Source organism: Pseudodesulfovibrio sp. S3 (assembly GCF_004025585.1).
GTDB lineage: Bacteria > Desulfobacterota > Desulfovibrionia > Desulfovibrionales > Desulfovibrionaceae > Pseudodesulfovibrio.
This window is the reverse complement of sequence record NZ_QTZO01000002.1, coordinates 117,435-129,346: the sequence shown is the minus strand read 5'-3', so window position 1 is coordinate 129,346 and position 11,912 is coordinate 117,435. Positions and strand designations below refer to the sequence as shown.

General features: G+C 52.2%; 11 protein-coding genes. 8 read left to right on the top strand and 3 right to left on the bottom strand.

Features of this window, described 5'->3' with window-relative positions:
* Positions 1-25 precede the first annotated feature (25 nt).
* The gene (locus DWB63_RS02515; RefSeq protein ID WP_128327236.1) at positions 26-358 is read right to left on the bottom strand and encodes a hypothetical protein; all 333 of its coding nucleotides are present in this window, start codon (positions 356-358) and stop codon (positions 26-28) included.
* 367 nt (positions 359-725) lie between these two features.
* Positions 726-1,454 (bottom strand): SDR family oxidoreductase, encoded by a 729-nt coding sequence (locus DWB63_RS02510; RefSeq protein ID WP_128327235.1) that lies wholly within the window; start codon positions 1,452-1,454, stop codon positions 726-728.
* A gap of 268 nt (positions 1,455-1,722) precedes the next feature.
* Between DWB63_RS02510 and DWB63_RS02505 the strand changes: the two genes are divergently transcribed.
* Positions 1,723-2,637, top strand: a complete 915-nt coding sequence (locus DWB63_RS02505) for a LysR family transcriptional regulator (RefSeq protein ID WP_128327234.1) — start codon at positions 1,723-1,725, stop codon at positions 2,635-2,637.
* 309 nt (positions 2,638-2,946) lie between these two features.
* Here the strand turns inward: DWB63_RS02505 and DWB63_RS02500 are convergent, their stop codons facing one another.
* Complete coding sequence (locus DWB63_RS02500) at positions 2,947-3,723, bottom strand: IclR family transcriptional regulator C-terminal domain-containing protein (protein WP_128327233.1); 777 nt, start codon at positions 3,721-3,723, stop codon at positions 2,947-2,949.
* 460 nt (positions 3,724-4,183) lie between these two features.
* Here DWB63_RS02500 and dctP point away from each other — a divergent pair, with 460 nt between their 5' ends.
* The 7 genes from dctP (at position 4,184) to DWB63_RS02465 (ending at position 11,903) form a co-directional block, all read left to right on the top strand.
* A complete protein-coding gene (dctP, locus tag DWB63_RS02495; protein ID WP_128327232.1) occupies positions 4,184-5,206 on the top strand; it encodes a TRAP transporter substrate-binding protein DctP in 1,023 nt (340 codons plus the stop codon).
* Between the two features lie 2 nt (positions 5,207-5,208).
* On the top strand, positions 5,209-5,715 hold the full coding sequence (locus DWB63_RS02490; RefSeq protein WP_128327231.1) for a TRAP transporter small permease: 507 nt from the start codon (positions 5,209-5,211) through the stop codon (positions 5,713-5,715).
* Positions 5,712-6,995: a TRAP transporter large permease gene (locus tag DWB63_RS02485; RefSeq protein WP_128327230.1), complete on the top strand. Its 1,284-nt coding sequence runs from the start codon at positions 5,712-5,714 to the stop codon at positions 6,993-6,995. Before DWB63_RS02490 ends, DWB63_RS02485 begins: the two co-directional genes overlap by 4 nt.
* A gap of 117 nt (positions 6,996-7,112) precedes the next feature.
* Positions 7,113-7,877: a M15 family metallopeptidase gene (locus DWB63_RS02480; protein ID WP_241648566.1), complete on the top strand. Its 765-nt coding sequence runs from the start codon at positions 7,113-7,115 to the stop codon at positions 7,875-7,877.
* 683 nt (positions 7,878-8,560) lie between these two features.
* Positions 8,561-8,797, top strand: coding sequence for a hypothetical protein (locus DWB63_RS02475; protein WP_128327228.1), 237 nt, complete (start codon positions 8,561-8,563; stop codon positions 8,795-8,797).
* 622 nt (positions 8,798-9,419) lie between these two features.
* Positions 9,420-10,412 (top strand): ABC transporter substrate binding protein, encoded by a 993-nt coding sequence (locus DWB63_RS02470; protein WP_128327227.1) that lies wholly within the window; start codon positions 9,420-9,422, stop codon positions 10,410-10,412.
* A gap of 336 nt (positions 10,413-10,748) precedes the next feature.
* Positions 10,749-11,903 carry an efflux RND transporter periplasmic adaptor subunit gene (locus DWB63_RS02465; RefSeq protein WP_128327226.1) on the top strand — a complete coding sequence of 385 codons (1,155 nt, stop codon included), beginning with the start codon at positions 10,749-10,751 and terminating at the stop codon, positions 11,901-11,903.
* The last annotated feature ends 9 nt before the right edge of the window (positions 11,904-11,912 follow it).

Sequence of the window (11,912 nt, the reverse complement as noted above, 5' to 3'; positions counted from 1 at the left end):
CGATCTGTTGTACGGTAATTGGCCGTCATGCCGACTTTTGTATCTCGATTAGGGTGCCTATAGGCCTTTTCCGTCCAGAGTTCAACACGAAGAAACCGGCTCGTATGGTATCGTCATGGGGTGATATAGGGGGCGTGTTTTCTTGCAGTGAAAACGTGGGGATGTGCGCAGGTGGCTGCTGGGCTTGCAGGGGCACTCGGTCGTTGCAGTCGGAAATGGCCGTGACTGTGTCCATGACCGAGAGGCCAGTCAGGGCCACGCGGCCCAGGTCGTGCAGGCCCATGACGTTGATGGTCTTGGCGTCCCTCGGAAATCCTTGCCGGTGACGGCAATGAAAAAACGCAGGATTCAGTTTCACGAAGCTCCCAAAGGGATGAGGGGCTATGAGGAATCGACAGTTAAACTGTACCGGCAGTCAGGGGACGCCATACCCTTGGTCTTGATCAAGGGCTAAAGAGAATGAACAGGCGAAAGCGAAAAATTAACAGTCGATGAATCTGCTACTCCTGCAACAGGCTTTAGTGGATGGCCCGCAAGGAGGCACGTCTTCAGTCTTTCATCTCCGCAAGATCATGAAGGCTTAGAAGGTATTCCTTCCAAGTCTTTCTTTTGAGGATATGCAAATAAAATCAGTCAGATGCCGTGTTGGTGGAGACTGAGTGATTAGATGAGGTGCCTTGCTGATTTTTGACTTTGTTCATGGCAATTGCTGAGTTGGGTGCAGGTTAGACAATCCCTCCATTGGCGCGAATGACCTGACCATTAATCCACCCGCCTTCCGGACTCGCCAGAAAAACGATTGTGTCCGCAATGTCTTCAGGTGTTCCAAGGCGCTCCAGTGGGGCCGCATTACTGAGTCTATCAATGACCTCTTGTGGTTTTCCATCAAGGAACAAATCTGTTCCGGTCGGCCCAGGTGCAACGGCATTGACAGTAATTTGGCGACCGCGCATCTCGTTAGCCATGGTGATGGTCAGCGATTCCACGGCAGCTTTGGTTGCCGCGTAGATCCCGTAGGAAGGGAGCCGCAGGCCAATGACGCTTGATGACAAATTGATGATTCGTCCTCCATCCCGCATTCGTTCAGCTGCTTCGCGCAAGGTGTTGAACGTCCCTTTTACATTGATGTCCAAATGCCGTGTGACAGCTGCATCGTCTGTCTCTGCTACAAGGGATAATTGCATGATGCCAGCATTGTTGACCAGGACATCAACGCCTCCGAACTCCTTTTCTGCTTGGTCAAAAAGGCGGCTGGCCTCATCCTGCTTGCTGACATCCGCCTTGACACAAACAGCGCGTCCTCCTCGGGTCTTTATCGAAAGGATTACTTCTTCAGCAGCCTCCTGATTTCCCACATAATTGACGACAACAGCAAAACCGGCTTGCGCCAGTCGTTTGGCTGTTTCCGCGCCAATGCCGCGTGATGATCCTGTTACGATGGCAGTTTTTTCCATTTCCAGCTCCTTTTCTTTTGTGTCTGTTTATAGGAATAGTGACACTGGAAAACGTGTAAATCAAATGCATAGTATGGCATACTTTGTATGTGTGTGACGCATGAGTGGTCGCATTGAGTGCTTGGCGGTATGAGCCGAACTGCCTTGGGCTCCAAGGAATTGTCCGTTATGATGGAGTATTTTAGCGGGTTGCCCCTGAGAATGTCCAAGGTTGACCCCCGCAATTTGCGAAAATGGTCGGCCAACATGCGGTCCCCGAAGGAGTGTTATGCAAATCGAACAGTTGAGAAGAGTGGATCTGAACCTTCTTGTCTATTTTTCTGCCCTTGCTGAGGAATTGCACATATCACGCGCAGCGGACCGTCTGTCTCTTTCCCAGCCTGCTATGAGCCGCGCTCTGCAGCGGTTGCGCGATCTGTTTAACGATGAGCTCATGGTAAGAATGGGGAAGGAGTATGAACTCACACCTGTCGGGTATAGACTGTATAATGAATTGAGTGAGATGCTGCCTAAAATTGATCGCCTCATTGATGGTGACAAATTCGATCCCATGGTGGAAAGCGCACATTTCAGGATACTTCTGACGGATAATGCGGCGGCGGTCCTCACTCCACATCTTTGCCAAAAGATTTTGCCTGCGGCTGAAAAGGCAACATTTCATTTTCAGGCTTGGAATGAACAAGGGTACGATGATTTGCTGCATGGCAGAGTTGATCTGGTTTTAAATGCTGCAGATGGGCATATCCCGCCAGTGTGCCATACGGAGGTTATCTATGAAGATCATTTCGTATGCGTCGTCGCAGCGGATTCAACCTATGAAAAGAGGATAAGTCTGCGAGATTATATGGCGGCTAATCACATCGGGGTAAATGTTTTTAACGGTATTCAGACTATTCCGCAGCACAGGCTTATGCAGATTGGGGCTGAGAGACACTGCTCAATCCATGTGCCGTATTTTATGACGGCTATCAGGAGCGTTGCGCGGACGGATCTTATCGCAACGGTGCCTGAAAAAATGGTTGAACATGAAAGGCTTAACACTGCCATTCGTATCATTGAACCGCCCAAGGAAATTTCAGGATTCAAGTATCTGATGATATGGCATCCGAGAATGGAGCAGGACAGTGGTCACAGGTGGTTAAGAGATTCTTTTAGAAGAATCGGAAAATGTGTAATGCGTTAGGATGAGGTGATTCTACGATTGCAGTATTCCGTTTGGGAATGAGGGTGCGCTATCCCCAATTTGCTGTGCCTATGCCTCACAATCCCTTTCGGCCAGGAGTTGTCGTCGAATAGCCGTATAGTCAGTTGCCATAGTTTAGCTTGGTTGGGGAGTGCTTGAAATGGCATTCAAGCGGTCGTGGGTTCAGCTCCATCATGACGGCTTGGAAGGCTTTCCTTCCAAGCCTTTTTTCGTGGGATATGCAAATGATATCGGTGGGCTGCGTTGTGCTGGGATAATCGTCCCTTCTCACGCCCCGCAGGGGATTCGCTACAACTGTCTGCTGATTATTCCGGCGGTTTCAAGGGCAATGGGAGCGAGTTCGGATTCCACCCGATCCGGGGGCCATTCGGTAATTCTTGCTGAAATATAGATTGCAGCCCGGGGCACTCCCTGCAGGTCGCGCACGGGAGCGGAGACAGCTATTTCGCCCATGAGTTGTTCCTGCTGGGAAATACAAAATCCTTTTTCCCGCACGGTTGCGATCTCCCGCATGTTTTCATCGATGTCCGTAATGGTATAGGGCGTTATGGCAGAACGGTTGGAACGATCCAGGATAGACAATATTTCAGTGTCGTCGAGGCAGGAAAGAAAGGCTCTGCCGCCGCAGAAGGCCGGGACGCGCCTACCCGGGAGTGTTCCTTCCAAGAGGAGGAGGCGTTGGGGCAGCCGAATCAGGTAAATTATGGAAGTGTCGTAGAGGGTTCCCAGGTAGACGGAATTGCCGGTTCGTTCCCGGGCGTCCAGCAGAAAGGGCGTGGCGACCTCCACCAGACGTTCGCCTCTGAGAAAATTGTAGCCGAGGCTCATGACCTTGGGAGTCAGTCGGTACAGTTTTGTCTCGGCATTCTTGGACAAGTATCCAAGAGCCACCCAGGTATGCAGGAAACGTTGCACAGCACTTTTGTTTAATCCCGTCAACTTCACAAGATCATTCAGCCCAAGGCGTCGGTGGCCTTCATCAAAGGCTTCCAACAGCACTACGCCTTTTTCCAGCGATGCAACGAACAGGGGGTTATCTCGTTTTGTCTTCTCTTTCTTTACCATGGCTAGGGGATACCTTGTCTTTTTGATTCAGTCCAATTCCTTTTTTGACAATGGGACTCTGTGTTTCGGCGTACAAGGCGTTGGCGTTCCGATTCACTGTTTTGTTATAACTCAACGTTATCCCCAAGGTTGATGGCGTAGAGTTGTCGGTTATTGTGAAAAGTAATCTTGACAAAGTCTATCTGCACAGATAAATTGCAATGCAATACTATACATTGCATTGCGATATTAAAATAAAAGTATTCTTAAAAGCAAATACATAGCAAGGCAAGGGGCAAGGGCAAAGAGGACGAGTAGTGTGGCGATGGGATGCTGTCTCCGGACAGGGGGGCGTCGGAATGGGTTGTCTTGCTGCTTGAACCGGGCAGGATATGTTGCCCGATACTTTGTTGATAAATAAGCATGCACATGGGGTGCCTGCCTTTACAGTAATAAATCTCAACTTCTCAAAGGGGACACCATGAAGCGTTTTACCGTATTTATGTGCTTGGTGCTGATGTTGGCGCTCGCCATTCCTGCGAGCGTCCTGGCTTCTACTTCCATCAAAATGAGCTACAACGGTCCGCCGAGTGAGCAGGACAATGCTGTTCACTACTTCGCCGTGACGTTCAAGGATTTGGTTGAAAAAGCCACCGGCAAAGACCTCGAAATAAACCTGTTCCCGAACAGCCAACTCGGCAATGAAGAGCAGCGCATGGAGCAGGTCATGAGCGGTCCCATGATCAACGTTGCCTCGTATGGCGGATTGCAGACCGTGTTCCCTGAGATGTTTGCCACCAATATCCCTTTCCTCTTTGACAGCTACAAGGCCGCCCACCTCTTTTTTGACGGCAGCAGCTTCATGGACAAGGCCCGCACCACCCTGCGTGAGCGCACGGGTATCGAATTGCTGGAAGTAATCGAAGAAGGCGGCTTTCTCGCATTCACCTGCAACAAGCCCATCCATTCACCTGCCGATTTCAATGGTCTCAAGTACCGGGCCATGGATGCCAGCCAGGTTGCCATGTATGAAGCTTTCGGTGCTTCCGGCACCCCCATTCCGTGGACTGAAGTCTATCTGGCACTCAAGACCGGTGTTGCCGACGGCCAGATGAACCCGCCGACCTATATCATCATGGGCAGCCTGTATGAAGTGCAGAAGCATCTCACCCTGGCAAATGTCCAGTATTCCGATCAGTTCCTGCTGATGAACAACGAATTGCTTTCCTCCCTCAGCGCCGAGCAGCAGACTGCCCTGAAAACCGCAGCGCACCAAGCTACCGTCAAGACTCGCGAATTTGTCGAGTCACAGGTGGAAAACCGCGTCAAGTTCCTTGAGGAGAAGGGCATGATCAGTTACACGCCCACTGCCGAGGAATCCGCTCAATTCAAGGCCCTTGGCAGCCCGTCCTACGTGAATTGGCTCAAGGATCAAATTGATTCCTCCTGGATTGATCTGGCCATTGAGGATGCCAAGAAGGCCAATGCAGCAGGAGCCGAATAACAATGCAATCAGTCGCTTGCTTTTGCAAAAAAGCTTCTGACATCCTGGAGCGCCTCTGTCTGATGGGGGCAGGGGCGCTCCTTATCATCAATCTGCTGGATGTCATGCTTGGTGTGTTCGGTCGTTTCTTTCGCCCTCCCATGTGGACCACGGATCTCGCCAAGATCACCCTCGTCTGGATGATCATGTTGGCCGCGGCTCCAGCCCTCAAACGCGGGGAGCATATGGCCATCCGCATTGTCGTGGACAGGCTGCCCAAGACGCAGCGGCAGGTCATTGCCGTGCTCAGGGGGCTGGTTTTTTCCGGTATCCTTATGTTCATGGTCTTTTACGGGTACAACTATGCCTATAAGCTTCACTTGTTCACCATCATGACTCTGGGCATCAAGAAGAGCATCCCCCTGATGTCCATCCCGGTGGGCATGGGACTCATGCTGATTCAGTATACCCTGCAACAGTTTATTCCAATGGTCGGCGATGCTCATTCCGTCGGGGAGGATGCATCATGAGTTTTGTGCTCCTAGCCGTCTTTTTCATTGCATTGATTTGCGGTCTGCCGCTTTTTGCCGCCATGTTGGCGACGGCCATCAGCGGTTTTGTCTACATCGGGGATTATTCGCAGTTCCGGCTTATGATTCAGCAATTCTACGGAGGCATGGAGCCGTTTTCACTCTTGGCGATTCCATATTTTATCCTGGTCGGTGAACTCATGGGCTGTTCCGGGCTGACCACGCGCCTGCTTCGTTTTGCAGAAGCCCTTGTGGGTCACCTCAAGGGCGGCCTGGGCTATGTCACGGTCGTGGCCAGCATCATTTTCGCAGGAGTCAACGGTTCTGCCGCCGCTGACGCATCTGCTGTCGGCTCCATCATGATACCGGCCATGAAAAAAGGGGGCTATCCTGCATCGTATGCCGCGGGGCTCACCGCCGGAAGTTCGCTTATCGGTCCCATCATTCCGCCCAGCATCTTCATGATCCTGTTCGGAGCCATGACCAAAACCAATGTCGGTGCGCTGTTCATGGCTGGGGTGCTCCCCGGGTTGCTCCTCGGTATCGCCTTCATGGGCATGCACAGGATCAGCGCTTCCCGGCTCAACCTGCCCACCGTCAATGCAAGGTTTTCCTTTTCGGAACTCATCAGGGCCACGGGTGGGGCCGTGGCCTCGCTGGTCGCGCCCGGTATCATCATCGGCGGCATCCTTTTCGGATTCATGACCCCGACGGAATCGGGCGCAGTGGCCAGTCTTTATGTCCTGATCGTTGGGTTCCTTTGGACCCGCCAACTGACCTTGAAGAGCATCGCCAAAGCCATTGCCAGTACGGTGCGGCTGACCAGCGTCATCTTTGTCGTTATCGGTGCGGCCACCATCGTCGGCTGGATTCTGTCCTCTGAACAGGTGCCGCAGAAGCTGGCTCCCATTGTCCTGGAGTATGCCAAGACGCCGTCAATGGTGCTGCTCTTCATGAGCCTGATCATTTTCGTGGTGGGCATGTTCATGGAAGAGATCGCCGCGTTGGTTCTGCTGACACCCGTGTTCGCGCCGCTTGCCGTTGCCGCGGGAATCGATCCTCTCCATTTCGGCATTGTGATGACGCTCAACATCACCATCGCGTTGATCACTCCGCCCATGGGCGCCTGCGTGTACATCGTTTCCTCCATCGGCTCCGTGCCCCTGGAAAAGATGTTCAGGCACATTTGGCCGTTTGTCCTGGTCGCCATCCTCTGTCAGCTCGTGTTGATCTTCTGCCCAACGGTCTCGCTCTTCCTGCCGCGATTGCTGGGCTATTGATCCTGACCTTTCACGACATGCAAGGATTCCCCGTTACACACGAAAGCCCAAGGTTCTACTGAAATACATATGGAAATACCGATGACACAACCAATCAATCCGCCATCTATCCCGAAAATGGGTACACCATCATGGGAGACCGTCTTTGGCGTTGAAATCCGCGAGAACAACGAGGATTTCGTTCCCCTGTCCCTTGCCGAAAATCAGATACTGGTCCGCCCGGCATACTATGGTGCGGGCATAGATCGGGCCCTGCCGGAATGCTACGCCCGCGACTCCATCCGAAAAAGGCTGCTGCAAGCCAATGCGTTGCTTCCCGAAGGGTTGCGGTTGATCATTCTGGATAGCTGGCGGAGTAAGGAAACCCAGGTCGCACTGTTCGGTGCCTGCAGCTCGGCCCTGGCCAAGGCGTACCCGGACAAGGACGAGAAGAGCATCAAGGAAATGACCGAAGAATTCGTGGCGCCGCCCAGTTTGGAAAAAACCCGCCCGTCGCCTCATGCAACGGGCGGGGCGGTGGATTTGACCATCGCGACCACGGACGGCGTCCCACTCTTCTTTGGAGCGCCCTTTGACTACCCCGGGCCGATTTCCAATACCCGCTACTTTGAGGAGTGCCTTGAGTGCGGGAAAGGACTCAGTGACGAAGAAGAAGTGGCTCTCAGTAATCGCCGTTTGCTTTTCGACGTCATGACCCGGGCCGGATTCGTGAACTACCACGGCGAGTGGTGGCATTTTGAATACGGTACCCAGCGTTGGGCGTATGTAAAAAACAGGCCCTTTGCCTTCTACGGACCAAAGAAAATCGTTCTCAATTCCTTCTCGGTGTTCAATCCTTCGGCCGACTCCGGCATCACCACTCTGGTCACTGCCGGAGGATGATGCCGCTGACGCCAGAGACCCAGGGCGTGATTGCCTTGAGCCCACTCAAGGGGCTTCCGCCTTGCGAGGCTTGAAGATGCGTTGCCATGGGTTGTGTCTTTGAACGGCATTCAAGGGCCGGAGTTTCGACTTCTTCCAGTTCCACCAATGGATTTAAAGGCTTGAAAGGATTTCCTTCCAAGCCTTTTTTTGTGGGATATACAAAGGATACGCATATGATATCGGGTGGATGGCATGAAGGCGCAGCCTGACTAAGCTGCATGTCACTCAGTGGTCCGAAAAGTGGACTCGCTTCCGTTGGAACAAAAAAAAAAATGCAGAGATGAAACGTAAAACAGCTACTCCCAGCTTGGATTTGGGGGGCGGCATGTTTGAATGGATTTTCAGCGTGTTTCGGCCTTAGAGTGCGGTAGCGCAGAACGTGTCCTGCGTAAATGCTTGGCACGAACAAGAAAAACTTGACTATTTAATAAAAAAAGCCATTTTTATAGCACTTTAGCTGTTAAGTGAAATGAGGCTGACCCCACTTTAATTGCAAAAGGGCCTGCTTGAGATGCGGACAGGCTTGCAGGCACCGCCAGGGATTAAGTGTAGGCGGATGAAATTCATTGACCCCCAGGCCGGATTACGGATACCGGCCCAGGATACAACCCGGAACAACCATAAACCAACGAGGGCAGGATATGAACAGTGAACAGGAAAAGGTCAAACAGATTTACATAGGCTACCATCCCCGGACGCATGACGGCAGCTCTCCGCAATCGCGCACCCGCAGCGAATCCATTGCGGTAATGGACGCCTTCAACAAAAGGCAGGGGGAAGAGAGGCTTCGGGCCGAGCTTGTCGGGATAGCCTGTAGCGATCTTTGCGCCGTTGCTGTTATGGAAACAACAATCGGCAAAGTCTGGCAGTACATCTGATTCCCGCCAAACACAGAGAAATGGGGTCAGAGAAATGGGGTCAGGTCTTGCCTTTTGTTGTTTTGGCATACAGTGCAAACCCACCATGTCCGGGCTGATCCGGCTTCAGTTTGCCTTCTATCCTGTGATCGGTCGGGGGAATGTACGGCAACGGATGGTGGAGGGCTTTACAGATGCAGCCAGGAAGCTATGCCCAAATAACGTGAAGTCTTATCTTCAGTGATGGCCTTTACAGCACACTGGCGTGGTTTGGCATCTGCAAACGATCTTCGACTAAAAAAACAGTAATATTCTTAGCATGAAAAAAGGGCCCCTTTGAACGGCATTCAGGAGGCCGCAAGTTGGATCTGTTCAAACTTCACCAATGGATCAAATGGCTTGGATGGTTGTACCTCTGAGCTTTTTTCGTGGGATATACAAAGAACACACGAATGGATCAGAGTGTTGTAGGAGGTGGCATCCGTTTTTCATGCTTGCCGTTCGGCGATCCGGAAAAAGCGCCTGCTCTTAGTAGTTCCAATTTCTAATTTACTATATTGTTTGTGTTAGCCATGTTACCATATGTAAGAAGAAAAAGGCGTTATCCCAAGGGTGTTTCCGGGAATCCATAGGACTGGTCTGCATGTCAAAAAGGACAATGAGAAATAGTTGGTTTGTCGTCTTGACCTTTGTCTTGGCATTGGCAATGCCCTCCCTGGCCGAGCAGCGGACAGTTTTGATAGTGTACAGTTATGATGAAGGCTTAGCTTGGACCCGGCAATGCGATAAGGGAATACGGGAGGCCCTGCCCGGCGACGTGTCCATCGAAAGACTCTTCATGGACACCAAGAGAATTCCTCAGGAGAAATTTATAAGCAGGGCAGAAATGGTAGTGAAGGAGTTCAGGCGGATACAACCTGACCTGGTCATGGTGAGCGATGACACTGCCCTCCGTTTGGTCGGGCCGGAGATAGCCGCGACCGGAGTCCCGGTAGTGTATTTTGGAATTAACGGAAATCCTCGTGATTATTTTGTCTCTTTACCGAAAAATGTGACCGGCTTGATAGAACGGATCCCCCTGTTGCACTGGGTCAGAATACTGTTTGATATCATACCCGAAGCCGATTCCCTTCTCGTCCTTATGGATACGAGCCCTACTGCGGATGCAATTATCAAATCCTCCTTTCGCGGGAGAGACTGGATTGAATTCGAGGAGAAGACTGTTGGTTGGAAAAAAGCCACAGATTGGGCGGATTGGCAACGCAGTGTGCTCGAATCCGAAAGCGAGATTATCTTGATGCCGATATATCATTCGCTTAAGAATGAAAACGGAACCCATATTCCCTATGATGAGGTTGTTTCTTGGACTTCGAAGAACAGTCCGGTCCCTGTCTTCGCAACCCAGGATTATGCCGTTGGGGACCAGGGCGTTATCGGTGCGCTCGTTGTGTTCGGTGAAGAGCATGGACGTCTTGCTGGCGTTATCGCCAAAAAGATCCTTGATGGAATATCAGTGCTGGATTTGTCGACAGCGGATGATCAACATGGGATCATGTATTTCAATCCAAAAGGGTTGAAGCGGTTTGATATACATCTGCCGAAAGCGTTCGAGGGAAAAGTGATTTACAAACAATAAGCTTGAATGGCATTCAAGTGTAGTGGGTTCGATTTCCATCAGTTCCACCAATGGATTCATAGGCTTGGAAGGTTTTTCTCCCAAGCCTTTTTTCGTGGAATATACAAATGAAATCGGGTGTCGCTTCGAGCGCCATCGAAAAATCGTCGTTCAGGGGGGCAACAATGTGGCCTCGCTTTTCTTGGATATCATTTTACCTGGAATATGCGTGTCGCAACGCGTTAACCCGTTGTTAACCCACATGCGGCTAATGTGCGCATTCTTCAGGCTGTAAAAGAAGAATGATTGATCTGTGCTGCGGCACATAATTGAATAATTCAGGGAGAATAAAGAAAAATGCGCACCAAGATATCATGGCTGGCATTGTTTTTGGCTTTGACCGCACTGGTTGCCCTTTCCGGGTGCAACAGTGAGGAACAGGCCCAGGCCAAGGCTGCGCCGCCGCATATGCCCAAGGTGGATATCATCACCGTGAAGGCCACCCCTTACAACAAGATCATGGAGTTGCCCGGTCGCATATCCGCTGTCAGGAGTGCCGAGGTTCGGGCGCGTGTGGCCGGTATTCTGATCACTCGCGATTTCGAGGAGGGCAGTTTCGTCGAGAAGGGACAAGTCCTTTTCCACATCGACCCGTCCCAATTCCTGGCGACTCAGGCTCAGGCCAAGGCCGATCTGGCCAAAGCGGAAGCCAGCATGGCCGACTACGAGGCCACTCTGAACCGCTACGGCCCGCTGCTCAAGGCCAAGGTCATCAGCCAGCAGGACTACGACACCGCTGCCGCCAACTACAAGGTTGCCAAGGCGGAAAAGGAAGCGGCCGAGGCTTCGGTCAGGACCTCCACTTTGGACCTGAGCTACGCCACGGTGGAAGCGCCCATTTCCGGGAAGATCGGGGCCGCCTACGTCACGGAAGGCGCCCTGGTTGGGAAGAACGAGGCCACCGCACTGGCCAAGATCCAACAACTCGACCCCATCTATGCCGACATCAACCAGCCTGTGGCCCAATATCTTCAGGTGCGGGCGGCCATGAATGCCAACAAGGGCGCAGGCAGGGAGCCTGAGGTCTCGGTGCATATCGACAACGTGGACTACACTGAAAAGGGCCGCCTGCTCTTTTCGGACGTGTCCGTGGATGAAAAGACGGGCCAGGTTTCCCTGCGCTGCGAATTTCCCAACAAGGACGGCATGCTCCTGCCTGGATTGTTTGTCCGCATACTGATCACGTTGCCCGAGGAAGGAACCACCATCTATGTTCCCCAACGCGCGGTTGCCATGTCCCAGGCCAGCGGGTCCACCCTCTTCGTGCTGGATGAGCAGAACACGGTCCAGGTGCGCCCGGTCAAGACCGGCGAAATGCGTGGCGACCAGTGGCAGATCGTGGATGGCTTGAAGTCGGGCGAACGTGTGATCGTCAACGGCGCCAACAAGGTCAAGCCGGGCATGATTCTTGATCCGGGCCAGCCCGCTTCGGACAAGGTCGCCGAGCAGTAGACGGCCTGT